The organism is Brevibacillus sp. IT-7CA2 (genome assembly GCF_949767855.1).
GTDB lineage: Bacteria > Bacillota > Bacilli > Brevibacillales > Brevibacillaceae > Brevibacillus.
In genome coordinates, this window is sequence record NZ_CATKQT010000011.1 from 232,992 (window position 1) to 257,755 (window position 24,764).

The window sequence follows — 24,764 nt, forward strand, 5'->3', positions numbered from 1 at the left end:
GTATACGAGTGATTACCGATTTCGTTGCGTACTTATTCACTTTTGTCTAAACTATTTTAAAAGAAAGTAGACATGGAGGTAGTCTCTTGAGAAATTGGCATGATCTCTCTTACTTGGGCAGAGGAACGATGCGCCAAAAAGCGGCGTGGGAAGCGATTCAACAGACGCACATCATGGAGGTACTATCCGATTACCGTCCAGTGCTTGCCGGAACCATCCCATTAAACATTGACGTCAAGCAAAGCGATCTGGACATTATTTGCGAGAGTCATGATCTGGAACAGTTTGAGCAGGCTGTTCGTACAGCATTTGGCTGCTTGCCCAGATTTGAAGTGACACACCTAGATGTAAAAAGTACTCCCACGTGCGTTATTTCGTTTTTCACAGCTGACTTTTGGTTTGAAGTGTTTGCTCAACCGGTAGCTGTCGAAAAGCAAAACGCCTATCGTCATATGGACATCGAAGCACTACTGTTAGACATAGGAGGCTTGGATGCGTACCAACATATCAGAGCTCTGAAGCAAAGTGGCATCAAAACAGAGCCAGCATTTGCTCGATACTTTCATATTCCGGGTGATGATCCATACGAGGCTTTGTTGCATTTGGAGCCGTTAACCGAACAGGAATTACGAAAAAGAGTTCAGCTCCTACGAAAGGATTAATCCTCAAACAATGAGCTGATCCCTACTTCTTGAATACAGGAAGGATCATCATTTTTGGGGCTTCCCACTTTGATGGATACCGGATACACCATCATCTCGCTGGAATCATAGGGGGTAAACAGCGACTGGAGCTGCAACCGATCATACTTCTCCCGATCAAGCCATAAGTCCTCGTCATCTTTCTTTAAGATGACAGGCATTCGCTCATGTATATTCTCGATGAGCTCATTCGCCTTTGTCGTAACAATCGTGCAGGTATGTACTTTTTCTCCCTCTTGATTCGTCCACGTATCATACAGGCCAGCAAAAGCAAAGGGTTCCCCGGTATTCAACATGATCCGCATCGGTTGCTTCCCTGTGATGGCGTTCATCCACTCATAAAAGCTGTCAGCAGGAAGAATGCATCGCTTTCGGGCGAAAAGCTGTTTGAATGCGGGCTTTTCATTTAATGTCTCACAACGCGCATTGATCATTTTGTAGCTGCTCTTCTCATCGGCAGCCCACGACGGCACTAACCCCCATCTCAACTGACCCATACGTCGCTCGCCGCGATCAGCAATAATCGCTGGAATGAACTGACCCGGTGCAATATTGTACCGTGGCTTTGCATCAAATGGAATGACTTCGATTTGGAACCGTGCCTTCCATTTTTCCAAGTTCGTTACGAGAGTAAAACGGCCACACATGCTTTTCCCCTCACATCCTTCCATACTGGACGTCTGCTTTTTTCTTCTATTTTACTGTTTCACACGATGTGTCATTTCAAACCTTTTATGCGTGTGAAGTAAGGGGAAAACGAAAATGTTCTGTCTCCATTTTTAACGAGGGACGAACAAATAAGACATCATCCGTCGTTGTCATCCATGCAGATTGGATGTTTTCATTCTCACTATCCGGCATAAAGTGAAAATGAATGATCGTTGTCTCAGTCGTTACCAAATGAGAAATGACCGCTTCTAGATCAACTGGTTTTTTACTTACAAGATCAAATACATGCAGTTGGTCGTCTTCTCGTTCCAATAAGACAATCACATCCTCCTCTTCGACATAATAGATCGCATCCCGAAAAACGAGCAGCAAGTAAAACATCAACAGATGCTCGCTATCCTTGATACCTAGTCTCGATGAAGCGGGGATTCTTTTGGAAGCAAATTCCTTCATGACAATAAAATCAGCCTCATTATCAACATCTAGCTTGCGCAAGACTGATTTTTGTCCTACTTGCTTTTTCAAATCAGATGCCAATAAGCGAAAACTACTTTCCTGTACTCTCTCAAATCCGAACTTCGGATAAAAATCGAGCACGGTATCATTGGCATACAAATAAATAAAATCGTATTCCTTCTCACATGTTTCAAGAATATGGTTCATCAATTTCGCTGCCAATCCTTGGTTGCGATAGGCAGGATGCGTCATGACCGTTCCGATCTGAAGTGCCTTATAGTCTCTGCCATTAGATGTCACGATCATCTTACTGGTAGAAGCGTTAGCAATAACCTGATCCCCATCCAAATAGGAATAGCAGACATAGTTGTCATTCCAATAGCCTTTGTTATACCATTCTTTAAAATCGAGCTGAAAGATCTGCTTGGCGAGGTCATTAAAGCTCTCTTTGTATTTTTCGATATGCTTGTAGTCGCTAATCAATCGATATTCACCCATGTAAAAACCTCCCATTCTGTTGTTTGTGCTGTTTGTCATCATTCATTCCTTTTCAGCAATCCCTTCTTTCCAATAAAAAAGACCACAAGAAGAATTCTCTTCTCATGGTCAAATTTATCGTTGTGATGAAGATACCTATCCCGAACAAAATAGATATCATGCACAAACGTGAAATTTGTTTTGATGAGATATAATGCCTTCTAATCGCTTTTGAAAAAAGGTATAAAAAATAAACAAAGGGCATGCCCTTCATTTGACCTTTTCCCATATAAAATTCATTCGAATTTTACTTAGCGATTATGAGTTTCATCATATACAATCAAAACCTCTTTTCACGTTCATTATTGTAACTATATAGGAGTTTCCATGGACTGTAAATGTTTTATCATTTCATGGTTTTTCGCGATGGAACCCATACACCTGCAATGCTCCCGATACAGCCGCGAGGTAGACCATAAGTCTACCTTTCTTTCTATTTCTTTGTGTCCATTTCTTTCATGTGAACGAGCTGTTCCGTTTCCACATTAAAAGTACCCATCTCATTCTTAGGATATTTGTTATATCCCCATACCGAGACTTTTTTGGCGGTTCCCTCTACTTGTTCCCAAGTGGCATCATCCACAATCACGAAAAGATCAGCATAGCTCCGCCCGTCGCCAATGATCACATTGCCTTGATACGTGAGCTTGTTTGGGCCAACAGTCAGATTGGTCGTTTCATTTTTAGCAAAGTATACACCTGCGTCGCTTGTGATCTGTGGCAAGGTATCTATTGGTGTCGTGTTATTCCCCGCATCTACTTTTCTCAGCAGTTCCTTCTCCAGCAGCGATTGGGCCATCGGTTTGTTCATAACCATCACATTTTGTTCTCCAGCAGTCGATAGAGATGATTACCATCGCCTTTCCTTACATATCCACTTACATTTTTGTAAGTAACGTTATACAAAAAAGTCATTTTCTTATATAATTACAAATACTCCCTTTCCGAAAAGGAGAGGGGACACCGTTTTTAAAATGGACCTCGAGGGGGGTGTACGAATGGCGAATGCTCTCAATTTGCCACATACCGCAACGGCTCATGCAAAGCCTAGAAATAGTGAGGCGATACTTTGCATGAGGTGGTCTCTCGTTTAATCGAATCATCGCCTTCATTTGCGTATCTCATTTCCTATTTCTTGGCTTTGCCCCTTATTTGCCTATTTATAAATAAGGAGCGAGCAGAAATGAAATGTGTGAAAGCAAATTTAATCCTTCCTGAATCGTTACTCGCAGAAATTCAAAAGTACGTGCAAGGAGAAACCATTTACATTCCGAAGACAAAAGTAACCCATCAAAAATGGGGGACGCGCACTGGCGGGAGAAAACTCCTCGATGAGCGGAATACGGCTATTAAAAGCAGCTTTCGGGCCGGAACGGCTATTTCTCAGTTAGCGGAGGAATACTTTTTGTCTACAGAGACGATAAAAAAAATCGTGTACACCAAATAGGCGTTTATAAAGCACTGGCGACCTTTTCATACAGGTTGTCAGTGCTTTTTTATGGCGAGTTTTTTTGTGAAAAGTCTTCTCCCTTTCTCCTCTCTTGCAAACACACTAAAGTAAAGAGGAACCCACCTTACAAGACAGAAACAGGAGGAACCGCAAGATGGAACCTTTTATCCATACACATCAGTATCACTTCATTCAATCACGCGTTCAAGCAATCATGAACGCCTATGCGACCAGTACAGATGTCAATGTGATTCGTGCTCGAAAAGAAATCGCCCATGAAGAAATCTTTCAGTTGTTCCCGAACATGACAGAAGAACAAAAAGAGATTTTGTATCCGATTGACTCGATTAAAGAAAAAGCAGAAGGAAAACAGTTTTTGCACCAGCTTTCACCGTTTGTGATTCCATTCCCTGCTCTCACAGAGTCTTCTATTAAGAAGCTCTTTCCAAAAGTAAAGAAGCTTAAAATCTCGAATTTAGCTGAGATCGATTTTTCAGAAATCTCTTATGTGGGCTGGCTAGACACTGCGACGGAAAAGAAGTATATTGTCGCTTACCACGAAGGAAAACTGATTGGCATTCATGGGCAGTTTACCAATGTAAATAAAAAAGGCCTTTGTGCGCTCTGTAATCGCTTTGAAGAAATCGGCATGTTCGTCCTTGAAGCAAAGAGCTCTGGGGATGGAACATATTTGAAAAAAGGAAACTACATTTGCCAAGACAGTGCGACGTGCAATCAAAATATCATTTCGCTAGATAAGCTGAACGAGTTTATTGCACTGATGGTGAAATAACTCTGCAACGAAATTGAAAAAGCCGCCGGGTCTTCATGCCAGGCGGCCTTTCCTATATGTCCCTTACTTGATCTCGGTCAGACTCTCTTCCAAACGATCCCACGTTTGGGTGATACCCTCTAGCATACCCATGTCCATGACAGTTTTGAGAGCTTCCGCAGATACATATTCAGAACGGCTGACCAGCCTCGTCTTACCACCCATATCGATGAATTCCATCATAACTTCTGTCGAAGGCATGGTATCATTTGTGTTGCCTTCTGCATCTGAAAAGTAATCGGTATAGATGATTTTCTCTGGTTCAACAATTTCCTTATAAACGCCTTTGCCCCAAGATTCCATGCCGTAAAAATCACCTTGATTCTTATCGACGCATTTCATGCAATAGTGCCAAACACCGCCTGGTCGGAAATCGACATAACAAACCGGGAGTTCCCAGCCTTTCGGTCCCCACCAACGCTTGAGATGCTCAGGCTCCTTAAACATCTTGAACACGAGATCTCTGGGCGCGTCGAATACACGCTCCAGTACCAGCACCCGCTCGTTCTCTACCCTTGATACCATAGTGTTTCTTGACATATCAATTCCTCCTCATTCATTTGAATGGATCTCAAGTATTTTCCTTGTTTTGCAGTTCCCGCAAATAGTCTTCCAGATTATCGAATCTTTCTTCCATAACACGCTGGAATGACCTCACCCAAGAATCCAGCGCTCGGAAGGGCTCGGGCCTGAGTTTGTAAAATCGGCGATTGGCTTCGGCCTTCACATCTACGATCCCGCTGTCACTAAGCACCTTCAAATGCTTCGAGGCTTGGGGCTGGCGAAGCCCCAGTTGTTCGGCGATTTCCCCTACAGTTAGAGGACCATCGCGCAAAAGTTCGACGATTTTCATACGATTCGGTTCAGCCAAAGCACTCAGCGTCGCCATGTCCATGCCCGGATTCATCCCCGACATGCCACTCACCTCGTTACATGATGGATTCTACGTTCATCTCATCCCCTTCAGCGTTATTGTGATGATCTTGTTAGGTAAAATATACACTAAGGGGAATATTCCTGTAAAGGAATATTTAAAAGAATTGTGGAAGTCCACTTGTTAGTGATTAATCAATAACTAACAACTATCATTTATTTCATGGAAGTACGATTCTGCAAATGCTGGATCGTTGCCGTTATACCCTCCTCGAACTTCGTCGCTGGGATCGGTCCAATATGCCGTTTATATTTTTCTCCGCTAAGGATCAACGGTTTTTCGGTTAAGTACAGCATCTCGACAACCTCCTTCATCACTGGGACGAACATACCCAGCAAAGACAAACCCATTTTCCCAAGAGGAATGACAGGTTTCACGGTACCACTTGCTTTTTGAGCGATTCGAACGATGTCTCGACCGGAAATGGTGCCTTCACCTGGAATGTGCCAGTTTTGTCCATAAGCAAACTCACGACTGGCCAACTCTACAATCATCTTCGCCGCATCCGGCAAATAAACAAACTCGCGAGGAACATGCATATTCCCAATGAAAAACCCGGGTTTTCCAGCCGCAATTGCCTCAAGTGTTGAACCCAAATACGATGCTTGATTAGCAGTAGGTCCGTAATAATCCGGTAATCTGACGATCATCGTTCGCGCATGATCCCAGCGACTGCTAAACAGCATCTGTTCAAATGCCAACCTGATTTTCCCTTTCTTCGTATGCGGTTGCTTTGGATGCTCCTCCGTTACTGGTTCCATCTGCTTTCTCCCGTATGGATAAATGCCGTCCACCGCAACAACCTTCAAACCTCTCTTGTTGGCGGCTTCCATGACGGCTTCGCCAAGTGGGATCAGCTTATTTACCATCTCGTGATAAGGGACGTTTGCACAATGGAATAGTACATCCGCTCCTTCCGAGGCTGTTACGATGTCTTGAGACTGGAATGCATCCCCGACAGCCAGTGACAAATGTGCTGGACTCCCTAGCTCTGACGCCATTTGCTCTAGCTTTTGTCGAGAACGTCCAAAAGCAATCGTTTCAACCCCTCGATTGATGAGCTCCTTCAGAATAGCCGCTCCCGTTCCGCCTGTTACCCCGACGACAATCGCTTTTTTCATTCGGATCATCTCCACTCGTTTTATTTGTGATTGATTAATCACTAACTGATTTGAACTATAACGTTTTAGTTAGTGATTAGTCAATAACTAATTGTCGCAATTTTTTCTCCGCTACACCTCCATTATTTCTGGCATGTCCAAAGCTGCTGAAATATTACACAGCATTCCTCTTGCCAGGAAAATAAGTGTTCTCTCTTCCGGACTCGCGATACCCGCTTCACGAAAAGCTGTTAGGACGATCTGACGAACCTCCCGAAATCCTTCGCGCATTGCCTCTCGAATCGAAGGCTCTTGAATCGTCTGGGACTGCATTTGAAGAAGTATCTCATTTTGATGGGAAGCCAAAATCTTTTCATATGCCTTGATTAAATCTGTTTCCAATTGCTCTTTGGATGCGGACTCCACAACGAGACGGAAAGAGTCAATGATCCGCTCCCACGACGCCTCCAAGGCTGCCTGTAACAAAGCTTCCTTTGATGCAAAAAACTTGAAAATATATGGCTGAGAAATCTTTGCACGCTCTGCTACTTGCGCTGTCGTTGCCCGGAAATATCCGATTTCAGCAAAGACTTCAATGGCAGCAGAAATGATTTCCGTTTTACGATTGACCGACGTCATTGCAAAAACCGCCTCCTTTTTAGTGATTAATCAATAATACCTGATTATACGTCAGTTTGTGATCGGTTTCAAATGACGTGTATCACTCCCATACAGACTTGCCACAAACTTCGCGATTGACTATCATTTTCAAGAAAAGTTGTTGCAAATGATTAAAAAAGCCACGATGATTCTAGCAGTAAGCTCTGTTGTCACGGTACCAAGTTTAGCCACAACCGCCCAATGAGCAACACTCGCTTTACAGGAGAAACCGCTCACCTTCGCAGCAAGCACTACCCAGAATGACTGGAAAGGGAAAGAAACTTCTTCAAAATCAACTAAGACTAAGCACGGAACTACTAAAATCAAAAATGCTGCATTTGGTGAGCAAATTTGGGTAATGCTAGGCTCCCCTATTCCAGCCGGATGGGTGATAGTGGATAGTACAGGAACTAGGAACCTGATCAGATATATTGGCTAAACAAAACAAGTGGGATAACGCTGTCCAAACAACAAGCTGACGTCGAAACTCGATCGACATCAGCTTGTTTCTTTTAGTTACTTTCTTACTTCAATTTCTATCTCGATCTTCGGAGGGAATACTGTATTTGGTCGCTGACATCATTAGCAGATTTTTATTTTCCGAATTTTTGGTATTTTATATGTTGACTGGAATGTATATGTGTTATTATAGAATCGTAAGTTATATTCTTCCAATTCAGGAGGTGAATAACAATGTTTAAGAAATTACTTCAAAAAATTGGTGCTAACTCCATCCGCCCATGTCCTCGGGAGTGCATACCAGCAGGAAAACATTGCATGTGTCCCGCTTAATGTCAGATAGTACTTAAAAAGGCCGTCCTAACAGCTATTTGCGTGGCAGAGGGATGGTCTTTTTCCGTCTGCCTATCATCCTAATTTCGTTCCTACTTATAAGGGGGAAGATTTATGAAAAAATTTGCTCTGTTTGGTATTGCTGCTGCATTACTTCTATCGCTTTCATTTCCTGCTGTTAGCAGCGCAAAAGAACAACGTGTACCATGTGAAGCTGACGGGTATTGCGGATGGCCGACTTATAGCGCTTAACACCAACACATCCAATAAAGACTGAGATGAACTCGGAAAGAAACAATTGTCCAAGTTCCACAACGACAATTACTCCATAAACGACATCTACCAAAACAAATTACAAGTGATTGTTGGCGACAAAGGTGCTAAGGGATATAAAGAAGTTTATGATTGATATGAAATAGTAAAGGTAAAAGGAAGCAACGTAAATTCTACATCGTTATTTTAATCAAACATCATGCACCGACTTTTTAACTATCGGTATGATGTTTTTCTTTTTTCATTCGTGATACTATTTCACTAATCAAGCAATTTAAAGCTGGATCAAATTGTGAAATAACATTTATAGATTGAAGCTTTCAATTACCGATTTGTAAAAGAACTAGTTTCATTTTCACTTTCTATTGAATCGTTTTCTTTGTGTTCCTCGTCTTAATAAGCAAACGTATTTAGCAGGGAGAAGAAAGCATGAAAAGTCTTTTGAAAATGATGATAGGTTTGGCCTTTGCTTTTTGGTTCTTTATTCTTTGGGCTTGTAAATCGCTTCTTTCAAGTGATATTCCAGTAACCATTTCGCCCTGGGACACGATCCTTTTCTCTTTCAGTTATCTCGTTTCTACGGTAGTAGCTCTAATCTATGTCAGGTTCACGCATAATGGAAAAATACATATCTTCCTGTCTCTTCCTACACTTTTGTGGGGACTTTCTATTGCTCAAGTATTTACCCATCAGTATCACCTCTATGATACGCTGATGAGTGTAATTGGCTTTATAGGCTCTGGAGCGATCATGTTCTTTTCGATTTTGATGCAGCGTAAATCTCCGAATTTTACATAGAACACATACTACATTACAAAATCCATGATTGTTCATGACCCTTCTTCACGAGTTATTCATGAATCACAGCTTTGCATGGGTCAGATCATTGTGTGGAAATCACAACAATTTGAAATGGAAATGCTGCAGATCGAATCTGAAGACTTAATGGAAGTATCTTAAGAAGATAGACTCCAATTTTGACGAAATCACTTCAGATTATTTCATAGTTCTTCAAACCGGCTTGAAACTTTGACGCCGCACACAATTTATAAAAAAATTCATGTTCTTAAATCACTTACTTACGATAGAATGGTAATACATGGAAAATACATCTACCAAGGAGGTGAATGATCATGCTGAAGAAGCTCCTGAAAAAGCTAGGTTCAAATTATTCAATTGAGCCTTGCGGAGATTCATGCATTATTTATCATGGCAGATGCTTATGCCCTTGGTAGAGGTAACTAAGTTCCAAGAAGGCTGTCCCAAATGCCCTGAATGTGGCTAAGGGATAGCCTTTTTTCGTCGTTTATCCCCCTGCTGATTTAACATTATTGATCTGTTGGACATAACAAGTAACAGTTTGTTGCCTGCCCAAATTTCCCACTTACTGTGATATCGCCCTTACATAGCTCATCAATTTGCATAGCTTGAGTTTGAGGTTATTCCTCATACACTTGAAGGGGTGATATCCATGGGATTCTTTGACGACAATTTTGCTTTAGTTTTGGTTCTTTTCGTTTTATTAACAATTGTTGCTTGCAGTTGTGATGAGTGCTAATTTCTGTCCAATGTTATGGGCGGCTAAGCTGCCCTCTTTCACCCTCTTTGACATCATTGAGCTTTGATCCCATCTTTTTGTCCAATCCTCCCACGTTACACTTTAGTAGAAGGAGTGTAGTTTTGTGGAGAGGTTAGATCTGGACACCCTGTCATATGACAATACTTTTTCAGTGGTATGTCCTTCACCTACGATTTCAACAAAAGAGCCGCCCGGTTCTTTCCCCGAGCGGCTTAACGCCTTTCACGTCTTCATGTTAGGAACCTATTAACTCGTACTGTATAGCTCTCTTGTTAATCAGTTTACTATAGTTCGATTGAGAACTTATTTAAGTGTGTACGGATACGCCTATGTGCCTTTCAATACTGTTCATATGCATTCCTTCCATCTTGCATTCTAGAACTATCCAATGCTCGCTACCCACAGACCGATAGCGAAATCATTTAATTCCGGACTTTGTTTTCAAAGCTTTTCATTCCTTCGATTCGCTTTTCATACCGTTCTTCCTGCATAGACAATGTAGAGAGACGAACCCTTTCCCGATCAGCACACTTGTTGCATCACAACTGGTAGCAACCAACCTCTGCTGGATCGCTTAGTTTGTTTTGTTATAACTACATACTTTCAGAATATTATTTATTTTTCACTTATTAGCGATTAGATCATCAGATTAGGAGTCTTTTGTGCCGCTTGCTAGGGGCATTTTTTTGTACAACCGATTTACTTCAAAACCGATAATTCTACAGCCTCATCACAATTTCTGTTACGTTAAATGGCAAGCTCTGCACTCTACCTATACAAGATGCTCCACTTCCATCGTCATCACGATAAAGGGGGTCCCTTTGTTTACGAATGAGGCCGTGCTCTACTATTAAAGCTAGCAACACTTAAACGTAGATATTTTGGTTCAAATTGCAGTTTGGCAAATTCGATCCCAGCCTGTAAAAACGAAAAGCCAATCCCTTTCCCTGTCAAATCTGGTTTTTTCCGAGCCCGATATCCAACACGTTCTCACCCTTGTAAAGATTTTGCTTTCGAGCTTCTGGGACTTGAGCATTGAGCCCCAAACAGAAGAAGCCGGTAAGCTGACCATGATTATCTCGAACTGTATAATAGGTACCGTCTAATAGTTCCTGAAATGTTTCTGGACGATCTTAAAAGTCATAAAATAATATTCCTGGGTATATTTCCTATTTGTCCGTCAACTTCCACCCGCATCCCGCGTTTGATAAAAGGTATGTTCCTTCGTTCTTTGACATCCGATGATATTGCCATACCTGAACACTCTCCTTATCACCCTAACTAATTTGTATAAGTTCCTTTCAATCATTAGATACTAAAAACATGTAAAGGAGGTAGTTCAGTTTGACACCAACAAATGACGATCCCAAAGCTAATTCTGAGTGTCCACCAGATTGTAATTTACCTGATCCACACTTCCCGCCAGCGGGTTCAGTTCCTGACCCACCCACCCCATGGCCACCACACCATCTCGATCCTCATCCACCAACTCCTGTACCACTTCCCCCACTCCATCCTAATCCCCCACCGATACCACCCGTAAGCACTCATCCCCGACCACCTGGGACTTTTTGACTACTCGATCCTATAGAGGATCGAGTAGAACCATTGGTGCGGCGTTTATGTGCCCCCCTCCATCATCATCTATTTCTTTTTAACTCAAGCATTCCGTCATGATCTGGTACGTTACCTTAACTATCACAAGATAAACATTTTAACTGTTAGAAACATCCCTATACCTGAAAACACAACGCAATTCATCATTAGCCTTCACCTTCTTTACTTAGTGAGCATTTTGTTAAATTGACAGCCCCAGTTACCCAACCGGCTGCTCATTGTATCGCTCAAATGCGGCAATATTCCCGGACCGTACGTATAGCTCTGGGAGGTTCGCTCTCACCATCTTTTCAACTCATTGTGGGCAATAATATGAGCTACTATCATTGAAATAAGCCTCGGAACGCTTCATCATTCCGAGGCTTATTTCAATGAAAAATGATTTATCCCAACCGCTCATTCTATGCAAGCCTGTTCGTTTGCTGATTAGCTTAAATAAACTCTGCATTATAGAGGCATTCCTTTTGTCGCCGTTGAACAGATACAAGAGAATCGCCGTCCCCTTCGACATAGGAATTAGCTTCTCCAATGCCTTCTAGAGAGATATCCCTGCTACAAGATAATCCGTGTCGTTTTCCATGACTACCACCGTAATAGAGAGTTGTGGTCAAGAAATATGAATAGACAATCTTTTGTTTTTTCATGTAAATATTTACCATTTCGTTCAATTTGAGTATAATTATCTTTAGTTCGTGTATTTAGAATTTGATCAGAATTGATACTAAGGAGTGTACAAGGTATGAAAAAACAGCTTCTCTCTATTTCGATGCTCGCTTTACTCCTCTCTGGCGCACCTGTATATGCTTCCGCTTCTACCAATGCTCAAGTACAAGGTGAAACAGACACAGTAGCCTTGGAGCAACAAAAACAAGAACAACAATTCACCAAATATTACTACCTTACACCTGGGCAGTTAAGTCCAAAAGAAGCCATTTATCTAAAGAAAGGGCAGGAGCTCCGTATTAATCCAAGAGGCAGCTTTGCTAATTACACAGTTTATAATGCTCAAAACAAACAGATTTGGAGCGGTACAACAGGTATCATCATTAAGGCTGATACGGACGGGTATCGCTACGTACAATTTCAAGCTCCCTATTCCTATGAGGATCAAAATGTCATCGTAGCTACTTTTACGATTCAATAAAACATGAATAGCTTTTAGCCCGTCTTGATTGTGAGGACGGGCTTTATACATATTTGCATCGCTCTTTCTTCCCTACACATTATTTCAATGTCAGCCTATACCGTGTTGTTCGTCAAGTTTCTGATAATGCAAGCGATCATCCTTGACCTTGGTGACGTTCCTGAATACTGATCTACATACATTTTCGAGATATTCGTATATTTGGCCAATCAAAAGGGTAATTGAGTTCGTACACTATCCTAGATCGTCGGGGATATTACTTGAAAAAGAAAAAATCTAAGTCTAAGCGATTCAAGAAAGTAAATGGTCAATTGGTTGAATTTCTTCCTAGCTTACAAGAATGTATGAACGAAATGTAGACGTGTAAGTCCACCTCATGAAGATTGTGAAACGTTATGTCTCCCGTATCTAGACTCAAGAAGAATACGATTGGATATAGAGTGTTATGAACGTTGCCGTCGCTGGAGGTCTCACGGGATTTGTGATCACATTTGTCAGGTGCCTTATTGACCCAATAAGTTTTATGGAATAGAAAAATGTCTCTTTTCTGTAACGACCTTCATATGTCTTTCGTTTATAATTCACTTACAAACAACTTTACCCCTTATACGAAGAGAGAGGAAACCAACATGAATTTCAAAAAAATCATCGTCGGCACCATACTGACATCCGTCGTAGTGATCGGCATCATCCTCGCTGTTAACAATGGCAAAGTAGAACACTCTGCACAGCCTGTTGCACAGGAAAGCGAAAAAACTGACCTTTACACTAACTCTCAAGCAAATTTCAGCTTTAAGCCGCCAACTTCTTGGAACGGGCACTACAAGGTGAACCAATATGCAGGTGTAGATGCAGACAAAATTCTACCATCAGCCAAGCATGTAGTGCAATTCGATTATGCGACGAAGGATGGACAAGGTTCAGAAACGCTTCTAATGATCTCCGTTTTCACGAAAACTGATTGGACTCGCCTCTCTAGCGAAGAAGGGCCGCCTGTAGGGACATCCATTGCAGAATCAAATGACATGGTATATGTCTATACAACGCCACAGTCCAATCCGTTTGATTCCCAATCTGAAGATGGCAAGCTGTTTGACCAACTGTATGGTGATTTGAAAATAAATGAATCTTTCGCACTTCTAAAATAAGATTGTTACAATTCCCGGAGCCATTTTACAAAACGTGTGTTTTGTAAATGGCTTCTTTGATGGCGTTTAGCACTTTCGTACATTTACGAGATTCTCGAGAGAATAGCCCTTTGTTAGAAGAACTATTAAAGATCGGAACGGAAATGTGATTACTCGGACTACTCCTTAAGAAGCTCAACCGATTCAATAGCCTTCGGGAACTTATTGATCCGTGAAGAGACCCTGGTAATTTGCTGAATCGTAGACAATCTATTATTTCACAGAAGGACGAAGAGTAACCGGCGAACAGGTTTCAAAAAGTAATTGAAGCTGGGAAAAACATTTCGTTTTTCACCAGCTTCTGCCTCACTATTTGTCCCGATTGCCTTTTAGGAAACTGACTAGGAGAATACCAGCCACCTTTGAAAGATTAGGTCCTCAGGCCACAATCCGAAACGCGACATGTACTTTATCATGTCCACGTTAGTACACAATCCTCAAATGGGAAGTCAAAACTGACTTTTCGGTCAGCCCCATCTTGTTTGTCGATCGTATAGTTATTGCTTTTTCAGCAACATGCTACCAATCTCCTCTAAGAGCATTTCCTTTCCAATTGGGCCAAAGGCTTTGATGTTGAATGTTTCATTGGTTACCTCAAAGAGATGGCCTTGTTGAACTGCCTTGTTGCTTTTCCATACTGGACTCTTTTTCAGTTCTGCATATACATCATCCGCTTTTCCGCCGAAATTGACGAGGAACATATGGTCTGGCTGAAAATTCGTCAGTCCTTCCAACTCGATCATTTCCATTGTTTTATCCGTAGGTGTTCCGGCTGCCGGCTTCAGGCCGAGATCAGTGAACAAGATATCTGCATATCCATAGTTTCCGTACACGCGGAACAATTTAGGGGTTACGGCCAGGAACATAAAGGTCTGGTCGCCGTACGCTTGCTTGAGTTGCTCGCGCATCCCTTTCGTCTTCTCGTCATAACCAGCCAGCCATTTGTTCACGTCCTCTTCTTGTCCAAACACGCGGCCGATTTCTTTAAACTTATCACGCCATTTATCCATGTCTGTCTCCAGTACGACAGTCGGCGCAATTTTGGATAGTTGCTCGTACATCTTTTGCTGGCGGTTATTCATAATAATCAGATCTGGCTTTGTTTCTACCACAGCTTCGAGATTGATAGAGTCATCCCACATCCAGCCAACCGTTTTTACATCTGTCAGCTTATCCGCTACGTGGGACATGATTTTTGTCTTGTATGTATTTGCCGTCGCAACCGGCTTGTGTCCCAAAATTAATAGCTCCTCCGCTGCTCCCGATACGTCTGCAATCCGCTTTGGTTCCGCCGGGATTGTCACTTCCCCCATCAGATGCTTAACTACACGTGTCTCAGACTTCTTGGGTGCTTCCGAAGCCGTTTGGCTGCTTCCGCAACCTGCCGATACGGCAGTGACTACTGCAACCAAGCAGGCCAGTACGATTCGTGTTCCTTTTTTCATTTCCTCATTTCTCCTTGTCACGTGATGTCTGGTGTAAAGTATCATTTGATAATGATTATCATTATAAGTGACAGAGAAGATAATCACATATTTTAGTGTATATGTCAATGTTTTTTATATTTTTTGTGTATATAAAGAAAAGAGGTTGCCCCATGTTGCAGATTGGGGAATGCTCTAGATCACGTAAGCCATTGATTACTCCCTCCCCTTCTCACAGGTAATGTTGTGTAAAGTTCATTCGAAATGAAACAGCAAAATAACGAAAAGAATAGTCATTATAATTTGAAATAGGTCTCTTATTTGAGACGATGGAAAACTTTTCTGTTTATAGTGGAGGGAGGGCATTATGCACAAGGTCGTTGAACCAAAAATTCTTTACTTTGGAACGCCAGTCGTACTCATCAGCACATTAAATGAGGACAATTCTGTCAACCTTGCCCCTATGTCTTCTGCATGGTGGCTTAATCAATCATGCATGCTTGGAATGAGTAGCTCATCTCAAACCGTTACCAATTTGTTGCGCGAGCGCGAATGTGTTTTGAATCTTCCTTCGTCTGATCTTGCTCATGCGGTGGACTGTCTGGCTCTACTAACTGGACGAAATCCTGTCCCGGAGCGCAAGGCTAATGTGGGATACCGATTTGAACCGGATAAATTCGGAACGTCTAGGCTCACCCCCCAAGATTCGGACCTCATTCGGCCTCCACGCGTTGCGGAGTGCCCGGTTCAATTAGAGGCAGTTGTAGAACAAGTCCATAATTTTGAACTGCCCAGCTCTTTAAAAGCAATTGAAGCAAAGATAATACGTGTTCATGTTGATGAACAAATCCTAATGACTGGCGAGAAGAACTACATCGATCCCGAGAAGTGGAGCCCGCTAATTATGAACTTCTGTGAATTTTTTGGCCTTAGCCCCAAGCTGCACCCGTCAAGATTAGCCCCAGTTTTTGGTCCCTATCCAAGTTCCGTTAGCAAATCGAATTAAATATCATTGGCGTGCTGTAGAGCCCTTTCTGTTCGATTATTTTTACAAGAAGAACAGCATTCGAAAAAGACAGTAGAACTTCATTAAAGAAATTGTAAGAATCACCTTCTTCCCTATTTTCAAAGCATCAATAAATGAAAAAAAATGGGAGTTTCGCTTATTAATAAGCAGTCTTGTATTGCTCGTGCTCCCAATCGTGAACGCGTGTTTTGTGGGTGCGTTATGCATGTTGAAAAACCCAATATAATGCTGCTTAGAGCCCTTCAATCTTAAGTATTTTATGAAGAAAACCCGTCTCCTTAAAAAATAGGGACGGGTTTCTATTTCTTGAACACAATATGAACATTTTCATTGAACGTTCCTTTGATTTGAATTTATTCCTTTTACTGTTTTGCTCAAATCATCGAAATGTAATATATTCCTAAGGGAAATTATCCATTTTTAACAGTTCAAGGAGGTTTTTATGAATTTTGTAAAGAGGTACAGTAAGCTTTTTATAAGTATGGGTCTAATCACTGCCGTTTTATTTTCTGGTCAAAAAACATTAGTTTAGCTGAAGATCAACAAACCAATAAGGACCTTGTTCCAACTATGACTGACTTTGATAAACCAGGACCTATTATTATTAGTGAAAGCGCACATTATGGAAGCGGTGGACGGAATGACTATGGCTGGAAAGCATTTGACGATTCTGTTGATTTTAGCCACTTAGATTTTTGGTACGTTTATGCAACAATTCCCCCTGAAGGAGGACATTTTTTAAAAATTGACTTCGGTCCTTCCGAAAAAAAGAAAGTTAATACCATGACTATAACCCCTTTATTTCATAATGACTCTCTACAGTCACTTATAAAAGACTGGAAATTTTATGGTTCAAATGATGGTTTGACATGGTCTATTGTTACTGAAGGTACATTTGAAAATGATAGAACTCCAATAACAGTAGAACCGAATAATGACAAATATTTTAGGTATTATCGTATTAATGTACTAAATAGTTACTATGATCCGTCTGGTAGTTCTGTAGGAATCATGGAAATAGAGATGACAGGCGATACAATCACAAGTACTGATCCAGATCCTGAGCCGAAGCCTGAGCCAGAACCAGAACCAACTGGAGATAACGCACTTCTTGTTATTAAAATGATCAGTGGTCTCGAGAAGGAATTTGAATTAACTGCATCCGAAGTACAGGACTTCATCGCCTGGTATAATGGACGTGCAGACGGTCAGGGCAAAGAAACCTATATGTTCGATAACAGGGCCCTTCACTTCTAGAAAAGATTATGTGGCTTTCAGTAAGATTCAATCCTTTGAAGTGATGGAATATACAAAATAACATGAAGAGGCACCTCCTCTAAAACAGGGAGGTGCCTCTTTTTATTCATAGGTTAGCATCTTCGACACATTTGGGTCGTCATTCTTTGGACTTCCGACCTTTGCAGGTATAGCTAGCTCCCTTTACTCAGGCCAATCACACCGCTTCTCCATAATGCTGGGCGGTGTGATTAAATGAAAAAGAACTTATATTGGAGGACAAAAGCATGACACAGAAAAAAATGCTGATGTTGATTGTGGTGCTGCTAATCGGCGCCGCCTATTTCTTTGGACTTGTGCCAATAGAGAACAAAACAGTCAGCAACGGGAACGTAGAACATACGATTGTTTTTCCGTCTAATCGATACCCTCAGACTGCAAAGCATATCAAAGAAGCGATTGCCTCTGGGAAGTCAGCTATATGCACAATTGACCGTGATGGAGCAGATGAAAATCGCGAAGAATCTCTCAAGGGCATTCCTACAAAAAAGGGGTATGATCGAGATGAATGGCCAATGGCCATGTGTGCTGAGGGAGGCACGGGAGCACATATCGAATACATATCGCCTTCAGATAATCGAGGAGCTGGATCGTGGATTTCCAATCAATTAGAGGATTTTCCAGACGGAACAAAAGTTGAAATCGTGGTCAAATAAAGTATTTGTTTCGTATATCCCCAAATTCCGGATACGAATAGACATTTTTTTAAAAAACCCGTCTCCTAAACTATCTTGGATTGGATTCTGGAGATAATTGCTAAACACGGCCATGTTGTTCTTGTTTTAGAGTAAAAGCTAATTTCATTACCGTTTTGTAAAATAGGCGATAACCTAGAGGCACTTTCTTCTCCGCAAAAGTACCATATCATAAAAAACTTTAGGAGGAGACGGATTCAATGGCTATAGATCCCCTTTGTCAACAATTTGGTGGAGTATTGGGAATATCACCACAGATAATAAATGGTGTGTGTACCTTAATGACTGTTAGAAATTTTCCTGTAACTATTTTAGGACGTCCTTCTCGTTCGGCACTAACGATACCGATGATGTTCTCATTTGAATCAGTGGATCAAAATGGGAAGGCGCTTTCCATTCATTTCTGTTCTTCGCCATTACGATATACTGGTTACTGCCCTCCACAATCACTGGCTTTTTAACAACCCTGGTATCATGTTTATACACTTTGAATCAATCGACGAGCCGATCCAATTTGCCTATAAAGCTCGTCACGCCATTTCAGTCCTGAAACAGTAATCTTTGCCCCTTTCCGGGGTATTTTTTATAAATAGCTATTTTACATAGTCCAGCTGTTAAAATTTTCTTCACTAACTATTGTGGTAAATTAAAGGCAAACTGCCAAAGTGAAGACACGGAGGAATTCAATTCTGTATTCGGTGTTGATTTTAAGCCCGACGATTCAACCATATCGCTAAAAGAAGTAGTCGGATTTCGTCGCGTCCATTACAGCGCTCCTGGTTTTCTGCCAGCTCCATCTGTTCTGGACTACCTTCAAAGAAACGTATTTATCCAGTCAGTACCATCGGAGTCGGATCGAGCTGCCATTGTTGTAGGTCAACGATTTCGACGAGACAAAGTGAGGAGAGTTTCAAAGGGGTTTTACATAAATTTTTGAAATGTAAATACTTACTCATGACTCAAGAAGGCAGACAAACACACATTTTGCAGGATTTCCATTTCTGACATATTCACCCTAAGAAAGAAAATCATATCCTATCTGGAATGTCGGACACTCTGGCTAACCTGTTCAGGCACATTTGCTTGAAACTGCTTAGTGAAAAGGAGTTGAGAAGTTGTCACGTTCAGCGAAAAGCACCTTCAACAGCTCTATTAAAATTGATGTCCTGATCCCAGCTATTGAGAAAGACCTTGGTACTCTTCCCTATGTCATTGACAGTATCCGTAAGCAAGTGAAGCATCCGGTCGGTAAGATCATGGTTGTATCGCCACCAAGCAAACGAATCCAAGCCCTTTGCAGGCGTAAAAACTGCACCTTCATCAATGAAAAACGCGTCCTACCGATTACAAAAAAAGACATTCACTACCAAACCAAGCGCACCAATCGCTCAGGCTGGCTGCTCCAACAATTGTTGAAGCTGGCGGGAGGAAACTTGACCAAGCAAAGGTATTATCTTGTGATTGACGCCGACACCATTCTCATCCGACCTCATGTCTTTCTCGTCAACGGGAAAACCGTTTTTTACTGCCGTAACTGGAGTCGTCCCGAGTATTTTCGCACGTACAAGAAATTACTGGGGACCAAGCCAACCGCCTCGCGCTCTTTCGTTGCCCACTATATGCTGTTCGACAAATCGAAGCTCTCCCGACTGAAGTCTAAAATTGAGGCTAGGCATAAGACTAGATGGTACTGGGCGATTATCAAGAAAACCAACAAGCAGAGTTATGCCGGCTTCTCCGAGTTCGAAACTTACGGTAACTTCGTGAAAGCTCACTACCCTGGTCAACTGATTGTAAGAAGTTCCCTTAACAAAAGCTTATCTTCAAAACCGGTATCACTTACTCGCAAACGAATCATCAAACTGGCCCAGAAATACAGGTCCATCTCCTTTCATAAACGCGGCTGGTATATCCGGAAGAAGATGAGAGTGAGAAAGTGAAGAGTTACCGAATCCAACTGCTTGTGATGTAAGATAGCTTTAAGACCTTGGCTGAATGTGTCTGCGGCAAACTTGGATTCGTTACAGGTGTATGTGTTATCCGGATCACTTCAGATGTATATGCCCACATCTCAAAGAAAATTGAATTAGATAACATGGACAAGTTTGAAAGCTACATGGAAAGTGTGTACTCAGAAAAAATAGCGGACAAATCGTGGGCAAAAATGTTAATCCCCTGAAAAAATCAAAATTGCCCACCAAATAGAAAATACCCCTCGTACCTACAGGCACAAGGGGTTTCGCTTATTAGTAAGCAGTTATGTATTACTCGCTCTTCCAATCGTGAACACGTGTGCGGAACATATCCTTCGCTTTCGATCAGTTTTAAAACTCCATGAAAATCCCATTGTATCAATGATTTCACCTAGTGCCCTCTCAAATGATTTCGAAACTTTTCATTTTTTCGTGGGCAAAAAGTGGGCAGAATTTGAAATGACTATCCTTTAAAAAAAAGTGCACCTAGGAGCTTGATTGCCCCACGGGTGCATTTATCTTTACACCTATGCTGCCAAAATAAAATCTACGAAGACGGGCGAACGAAGCATGCCGCTCCTCGTCCAATTCCGCATTTTGACGCGTGCTTTTATTTGCGACTGCACGTAAACAAAATCGTGATCCTCTCCGGTAACCAATGATTTCGCAACGCCGTAAAACGCTTGCTTGTGAGTATTCGGCACGCTAGGTTAATGTTCTATGTTTATCCGTTTGTATCGAAATAAAGCCGGTATCCTTTACGCGAAGGCTACTGACTATTCCCGTTATGACTACTTTCATTGTGTCCCAACTGTGGTTTGATTTAGCGCCGCACGGAGACCACGAGCCAACTTTTCAGGTTCATCTACTGCCCAGAAATGCAAGAAGAATAACCGAGGAGATTCATCTAACATGTGATTGTGTATCGCTGTTACGGTTATGCCATTTTTCGTTAATTCACGAACAACTGGATTCACTTCGTTTGACAACAGAACGAAATCACCAGTAGTTGCTGCCTTGTCACCAATCAATTGTAAGTTAATAGGCATGGCGATACCCATAGCAGGTGGGATACTTGCGCATTTTTCTGTAATTTCCTCTGATCTCGGTATAGAGAATTGAAACACCTTACCTTTTTTCTCACCTTTCCACCCCATGATGCTCAACCTTAGACCAGTTAAAAGTAGACGGAGATTTCTCAGCTGGCGCAGAAGTTAATGGAGTGCCTGTGAGGCCAAGAACATGCTTCATTTTTTGAACCAGAGTTACTGGATCACCATGACCAACAACATGCAAATACATGATCTTAGGATTTTCTTCCATGATGTGGTTGTGCAAAGCAGTCACTTCAATCCCTTGCTCCACTAACATGTTCTCGACAGGTTTTACTTCTTTTTCAAGAAGAACAAGATCGCCCATCATCATCGAATGGTTGCCCACTTGTTTGAATGCTAAGTAAGATGTTAAAGCAAGGTTTGGATCGAGTTGAACATCCCCGACTTCTACATGCAAATCGGAACGTGGAAACGTGACTTTAAATACATCTTTTTGAACAGTCCCCTTGTTAAACACTTTTTTTACAGATTCCCAATTAGCCTCTGAACCACAATAAATGAGGTTTCCCCCGAATGTTATAGGAATTTAGTTGAGAACAGTATTCATGCTAACGGGGTACCGCCAACCAAATAAAGTAAACCCCACTCTGATACAGTTTTTACCAAAAGAAAAGTCGGTTTTCCTATGCTAAGGATTACCGACTTTTGGGTCTTTGTATTCAGCTATCGTTACACGTTAGTTGAACAAGTTGCTATTGGGATTGTCCTGAATATATACCATCAAGAAACTCGATTGAGACGCGTTCTGCTTCCTTCCTAGGTACAATTTCCGAACCTTGGCGTAGACTTTGGTACATCTTGATCGTATTTTTTAGCGCGTGGTAGCAACTTTCAAAGCTGTGGATGGGAATCGTTCCTTTTAGTTCCTCCAGTTCCTTGAGAGCGTATTTCTCGAGCTTTCGAACCCCTCTCGGGGAATGACCGTTGCGAAGGAGTACCAACGGCCCTAACACTACATTGCGCATAAATGTTAGAGTATCGATTAATTCGAATAATTCGCCTCTCCCTAATTTTGTGGCGCAGTAATGCACCCATACCCAAAAGCGATCTTCGATCCATTGAGGATCAGGGAAAGAGAGCGATGGACTTGTTTTACTGAGTATCGTTGCAATACCAGAACCTCTCTCCCAAAGAATCAGTGGATTCTCGACTCGGGATTCGAGCTCTTCCAGTTGCACAAATTTAAGGTCGACATGAAGAGGGGCTGGGCCATATAAACAAATAAGCAATCTGGGTTCCCCGACATGCTCGCCTGTGAATGCAGAAAGTAAATCACCGAGCCTTTCGGCAATTCGGAAGCGTTGTTCCATGATCTCGTTTCGAAAAGCATAATTGTAGACGATTATTAAATCCAGATCACTATACTCATCCATTTCTCCGTACATCATAGATCCGCCTGCGAGGAGACCTATAAGTCGTTGATCTTGGCTTACATACTCAATTGCTTGTTCAATGAATCGATCGTGTAATGGTAACTTCATACCAAGCACTCCTTAAATAGTGACCCAAAAAATGGGTATTATTAAAGAATAACATATACATCGAGTGGTAGTCAACTGTATGTAGATCAATATAGCAACAGATCGCACTATCCTGCCCAGTTAGATTATTATTTACAATCGGTCATCCATAAATCTTTAAGCTTATTGGGATTATCCTAATGTCTGGTTGGAAATTTTGTCTCGCGTGAGGAATGAGTAAAAGGGGGTAGCATCGGAGAAATAAACATGTGGTCACCTCGATACAAAAAAGCCCCCAACTGCTTTAAGCAAATTGGGGTACACAAGAAGTAGTACGTGAATAAAAAAGTTCTTATCAATATAGTAGGTTATCAGATCAATATTTACTACAAGTATATATAGGTATGCATACCTTCTCTTGCCACAATAAAATAGCGTAGACTCATCTGCACAAATTGGCGTCGTACAGATAATTGTTAAGCCGTACCTGACATTCAGCTTTCAGGTGCGACACGTTGTAGAATTGGGCGGGATGACATTTTGAGCTGATCCTGATTAAGGCTTTCTGCATCAAGTGCGATTGCCTTAAAAAGCATTCCATACAGAATTGTTTCGTGTAGTATCTCTCGCCATTGGTCAGGTTGAATCATTATCCACTACACCCGTTCAACCTGCAGCATTTTTTCAATGGGCACCCACCAAACCCCATCGACCCGAACAAGCTTGATCTTGTGCTCATCCCGGTCGATATCCTTAACTACGCCCCATTCCCTACGGATACAGTCCTCATGCCAGCTGACGTTGATCGCATAGTCTTTACGTACCGAGTCATAAATGATCAAGTTCATTTCTGCCAAGGAATCTGGGCCAACCTGGGGTAACGGAGCCACGACTTCCTCATAGTGATGTTCATGCAGTATGGTCATTCGAAGTTTCCTCCACCAATCCAGCCTCGATCAGATCCAGGAGAATGTCAGGGGCGCATCCAGGACTTGCCCCAGTACGGATTTTGCTTATTGCTTTTAGATGCTTTGGGGTTAAAACGGGAACAGCTTGGAGTTGGCCATCAATCACTGCTTGGATTGTCTCCATGTTAATCACCTTCTCAAGAACGTTTGTTCCTATTTTATGAGAACGCCGTGCGAATATGCAACCACAATTTTTTCCAAGCGGAAAGAGGGCTGGTTGTGCCAGCCCCTCTTTCATTTCTTTTTCTCTAACTCCGCCTTTATTCTTGCATTCTCTTCCAACAGCTTTTGGACGTCCGGGACATCCTTGCCGGAAAACCAGCCATACAAATCGTCTCTTGCTGCATACTCCGGCAATTGATCACGAAGTACCATTTTAATGTGCCGTACATCTTCAACATAATAGGTAGGAATTTGTTCCATGACCGATTGCTTAAACTCTTGAAACTTCTGATAGTATTCAATTGCTGCGAAGTCGTATGGTTTTTGTCTTAATGCTTCATCTGTGACAACAAAAGCAAATCTAGGTTTGCCCGCTTCTCCGGCATACTCATATTCCCAATGCGTATAGCTCTTGGATTCATCAGGAAGCGTTAAACCATAGAATCCTCCGAGAATCAGGATATATACATCGGACTCGTCGATCCATCTCTTCCTAATTTTCATTGGACTTTCCTTGAAAAATTGCTCGATTCCAGCAGGGATATGACCGGCTTGAAGTACGGCTTCAACAGCGGTATGTCTTTCCTCAATAAGATCGTAGTAAGTAGACGATATGTAAATTTGTAATTTTTTTTTCATAGGCCCACCCAAATTAAAGAATTAGTATAAATAGAATCTACCACTCACTCACTTTATTTGTCAAAATTGACTGG

General features: G+C 41.8%; 29 protein-coding genes and 2 pseudogenes. 13 read left to right on the forward strand and 18 right to left on the reverse strand.

The features are described from left to right. Positions 1-86 precede the first annotated feature (86 nt). Positions 87-662, forward strand: coding sequence for a DUF4269 domain-containing protein (locus ACM6JA_RS07480; RefSeq protein WP_414851806.1), 576 nt, complete (start codon positions 87-89; stop codon positions 660-662). Here ACM6JA_RS07480 and ACM6JA_RS07485 read toward each other — a convergent pair. The 3 genes and pseudogenes from ACM6JA_RS07485 to ACM6JA_RS07495 all read right to left on the reverse strand — a co-directional run. After that, entirely contained in the window at positions 659-1,348 is a 690-nt protein-coding gene (locus ACM6JA_RS07485) for an SOS response-associated peptidase (RefSeq protein WP_414852230.1), read from the reverse strand. The genes ACM6JA_RS07480 and ACM6JA_RS07485 overlap by 4 nt on opposite strands. A gap of 85 nt (positions 1,349-1,433) precedes the next feature. Further along, positions 1,434-2,324, reverse strand: coding sequence for a GNAT family N-acetyltransferase (locus ACM6JA_RS07490; protein WP_414851807.1), 891 nt, complete (start codon positions 2,322-2,324; stop codon positions 1,434-1,436). A gap of 472 nt (positions 2,325-2,796) precedes the next feature. Next, positions 2,797-3,189, reverse strand: a pseudogene (locus ACM6JA_RS07495) (lipoprotein BA_5634 family protein); the annotation flags it as partial. A gap of 357 nt (positions 3,190-3,546) precedes the next feature. Here ACM6JA_RS07495 and ACM6JA_RS07500 point away from each other — a divergent pair. Together ACM6JA_RS07500 and ACM6JA_RS07505 are read left to right on the forward strand one after the other, a co-directional pair. Further along, complete coding sequence (locus ACM6JA_RS07500; RefSeq protein WP_007718970.1) at positions 3,547-3,810, forward strand: CD3324 family protein; 264 nt, start codon at positions 3,547-3,549, stop codon at positions 3,808-3,810. 157 nt (positions 3,811-3,967) lie between these two features. Then, positions 3,968-4,606 (forward strand): FusB/FusC family EF-G-binding protein, encoded by a 639-nt coding sequence (locus tag ACM6JA_RS07505; protein ID WP_414851808.1) that lies wholly within the window; start codon positions 3,968-3,970, stop codon positions 4,604-4,606. Between the two features lie 63 nt (positions 4,607-4,669). On the opposite strand, the gene ACM6JA_RS07510 is transcribed toward ACM6JA_RS07505, so the two are convergent. From ACM6JA_RS07510 to ACM6JA_RS07525, 4 genes are all read right to left on the reverse strand, one after another. Further along, positions 4,670-5,185, reverse strand: a complete 516-nt coding sequence (locus ACM6JA_RS07510; protein WP_414851809.1) for an SRPBCC domain-containing protein — start codon at positions 5,183-5,185, stop codon at positions 4,670-4,672. Positions 5,186-5,216: 31 nt separating this feature from the next. Next, positions 5,217-5,561 (reverse strand): ArsR/SmtB family transcription factor, encoded by a 345-nt coding sequence (locus ACM6JA_RS07515; protein WP_414852231.1) that lies wholly within the window; start codon positions 5,559-5,561, stop codon positions 5,217-5,219. A 173-nt stretch (positions 5,562-5,734) separates the two neighbouring features. After that, on the reverse strand, positions 5,735-6,700 hold the full coding sequence (locus tag ACM6JA_RS07520) for an SDR family NAD(P)-dependent oxidoreductase (RefSeq protein ID WP_414851810.1): 966 nt from the start codon (positions 6,698-6,700) through the stop codon (positions 5,735-5,737). A gap of 111 nt (positions 6,701-6,811) precedes the next feature. Further along, positions 6,812-7,318 carry a TetR/AcrR family transcriptional regulator gene (locus tag ACM6JA_RS07525; protein WP_414851811.1) on the reverse strand — a complete coding sequence of 169 codons (507 nt, stop codon included), beginning with the start codon at positions 7,316-7,318 and terminating at the stop codon, positions 6,812-6,814. A gap of 952 nt (positions 7,319-8,270) precedes the next feature. Here ACM6JA_RS07525 and ACM6JA_RS07530 point away from each other — a divergent pair. The 3 genes from ACM6JA_RS07530 (at position 8,271) to ACM6JA_RS07540 (ending at position 9,962) form a co-directional block, all read left to right on the forward strand. Next, the gene (locus ACM6JA_RS07530) at positions 8,271-8,408 is read left to right on the forward strand and encodes a hypothetical protein (protein WP_414851812.1); all 138 of its coding nucleotides are present in this window, start codon (positions 8,271-8,273) and stop codon (positions 8,406-8,408) included. 425 nt (positions 8,409-8,833) lie between these two features. After that, complete coding sequence (locus ACM6JA_RS07535) at positions 8,834-9,202, forward strand: hypothetical protein (RefSeq protein WP_414851813.1); 369 nt, start codon at positions 8,834-8,836, stop codon at positions 9,200-9,202. Between the two features lie 673 nt (positions 9,203-9,875). Beyond that, positions 9,876-9,962 (forward strand): YjcZ family sporulation protein, encoded by an 87-nt coding sequence (locus tag ACM6JA_RS07540; RefSeq protein WP_016743434.1) that lies wholly within the window; start codon positions 9,876-9,878, stop codon positions 9,960-9,962. 861 nt (positions 9,963-10,823) lie between these two features. On the opposite strand, the pseudogene ACM6JA_RS07545 reads toward ACM6JA_RS07540, so the two are convergent. The 3 genes and pseudogenes from ACM6JA_RS07545 to ACM6JA_RS07555 all read right to left on the reverse strand — a co-directional run. Further along, positions 10,824-11,107: pseudogene (locus tag ACM6JA_RS07545) on the reverse strand (GNAT family N-acetyltransferase); the annotation flags it as partial. Between the two features lie 248 nt (positions 11,108-11,355). Then, on the reverse strand, positions 11,356-11,493 hold the full coding sequence (locus ACM6JA_RS07550) for a hypothetical protein (RefSeq protein WP_414851814.1): 138 nt from the start codon (positions 11,491-11,493) through the stop codon (positions 11,356-11,358). A 538-nt stretch (positions 11,494-12,031) separates the two neighbouring features. Beyond that, positions 12,032-12,244 (reverse strand): hypothetical protein, encoded by a 213-nt coding sequence (locus ACM6JA_RS07555; protein ID WP_414851815.1) that lies wholly within the window; start codon positions 12,242-12,244, stop codon positions 12,032-12,034. Positions 12,245-12,339: 95 nt separating this feature from the next. Between ACM6JA_RS07555 and ACM6JA_RS07560 the strand changes: the two genes are divergently transcribed. Both ACM6JA_RS07560 and ACM6JA_RS07565 read left to right on the forward strand, forming a co-directional pair. Next, entirely contained in the window at positions 12,340-12,744 is a 405-nt protein-coding gene (locus ACM6JA_RS07560) for a hypothetical protein (protein ID WP_414851816.1), read from the forward strand. A 629-nt stretch (positions 12,745-13,373) separates the two neighbouring features. Beyond that, entirely contained in the window at positions 13,374-13,892 is a 519-nt protein-coding gene (locus ACM6JA_RS07565) for a hypothetical protein (RefSeq protein WP_414851817.1), read from the forward strand. A gap of 536 nt (positions 13,893-14,428) precedes the next feature. On the opposite strand, the gene ACM6JA_RS07570 is transcribed toward ACM6JA_RS07565, so the two are convergent. Continuing rightward, positions 14,429-15,376 (reverse strand): ABC transporter substrate-binding protein, encoded by a 948-nt coding sequence (locus tag ACM6JA_RS07570; RefSeq protein WP_414851818.1) that lies wholly within the window; start codon positions 15,374-15,376, stop codon positions 14,429-14,431. A gap of 346 nt (positions 15,377-15,722) precedes the next feature. On the opposite strand from ACM6JA_RS07570, the gene ACM6JA_RS07575 reads away from it, so the two are divergent. From ACM6JA_RS07575 to ACM6JA_RS07595, 5 genes are all read left to right on the forward strand, one after another. After that, the gene (locus tag ACM6JA_RS07575; protein ID WP_414851819.1) at positions 15,723-16,361 is read left to right on the forward strand and encodes a flavin reductase family protein; all 639 of its coding nucleotides are present in this window, start codon (positions 15,723-15,725) and stop codon (positions 16,359-16,361) included. Between the two features lie 591 nt (positions 16,362-16,952). Next, positions 16,953-17,639 carry a discoidin domain-containing protein gene (locus tag ACM6JA_RS07580; RefSeq protein ID WP_414851820.1) on the forward strand — a complete coding sequence of 229 codons (687 nt, stop codon included), beginning with the start codon at positions 16,953-16,955 and terminating at the stop codon, positions 17,637-17,639. A 266-nt stretch (positions 17,640-17,905) separates the two neighbouring features. Next, the gene (locus tag ACM6JA_RS07585) at positions 17,906-18,334 is read left to right on the forward strand and encodes a DNA-entry nuclease (protein ID WP_414851821.1); all 429 of its coding nucleotides are present in this window, start codon (positions 17,906-17,908) and stop codon (positions 18,332-18,334) included. Positions 18,335-18,751: 417 nt separating this feature from the next. Further along, positions 18,752-18,931, forward strand: coding sequence for a DUF1259 domain-containing protein (locus ACM6JA_RS07590; protein WP_414851822.1), 180 nt, complete (start codon positions 18,752-18,754; stop codon positions 18,929-18,931). A gap of 557 nt (positions 18,932-19,488) precedes the next feature. Beyond that, entirely contained in the window at positions 19,489-20,313 is an 825-nt protein-coding gene (locus tag ACM6JA_RS07595; protein WP_414851823.1) for a DUF6492 family protein, read from the forward strand. A gap of 560 nt (positions 20,314-20,873) precedes the next feature. Here ACM6JA_RS07595 and ACM6JA_RS07600 read toward each other — a convergent pair. The 7 genes from ACM6JA_RS07600 to ACM6JA_RS07630 all read right to left on the reverse strand — a co-directional run bounded on the left by ACM6JA_RS07600 (position 20,874) and on the right by ACM6JA_RS07630 (position 24,690). After that, complete coding sequence (locus ACM6JA_RS07600) at positions 20,874-21,050, reverse strand: hypothetical protein (RefSeq protein ID WP_414851824.1); 177 nt, start codon at positions 21,048-21,050, stop codon at positions 20,874-20,876. 93 nt (positions 21,051-21,143) lie between these two features. Next, positions 21,144-21,503 carry a DUF1259 domain-containing protein gene (locus ACM6JA_RS07605; RefSeq protein ID WP_414851825.1) on the reverse strand — a complete coding sequence of 120 codons (360 nt, stop codon included), beginning with the start codon at positions 21,501-21,503 and terminating at the stop codon, positions 21,144-21,146. Further along, entirely contained in the window at positions 21,487-21,918 is a 432-nt protein-coding gene (locus ACM6JA_RS07610; protein ID WP_414851826.1) for a DUF1259 domain-containing protein, read from the reverse strand. Before ACM6JA_RS07610 ends, ACM6JA_RS07605 begins: the two co-directional genes overlap by 17 nt. Before the next feature lie 235 nt (positions 21,919-22,153). Then, positions 22,154-22,942, reverse strand: coding sequence for a nucleotidyltransferase domain-containing protein (locus ACM6JA_RS07615; RefSeq protein WP_414851827.1), 789 nt, complete (start codon positions 22,940-22,942; stop codon positions 22,154-22,156). Positions 22,943-23,577: 635 nt separating this feature from the next. Next, a complete protein-coding gene (locus ACM6JA_RS07620; RefSeq protein WP_414851828.1) occupies positions 23,578-23,847 on the reverse strand; it encodes a hypothetical protein in 270 nt (89 codons plus the stop codon). Continuing rightward, a complete protein-coding gene (locus ACM6JA_RS07625) occupies positions 23,831-24,013 on the reverse strand; it encodes a hypothetical protein (protein WP_414851829.1) in 183 nt (60 codons plus the stop codon). Before ACM6JA_RS07625 ends, ACM6JA_RS07620 begins: the two co-directional genes overlap by 17 nt. A gap of 110 nt (positions 24,014-24,123) precedes the next feature. Then, complete coding sequence (locus ACM6JA_RS07630; protein ID WP_007719076.1) at positions 24,124-24,690, reverse strand: DUF4062 domain-containing protein; 567 nt, start codon at positions 24,688-24,690, stop codon at positions 24,124-24,126. Positions 24,691-24,764 lie beyond the last annotated feature (74 nt).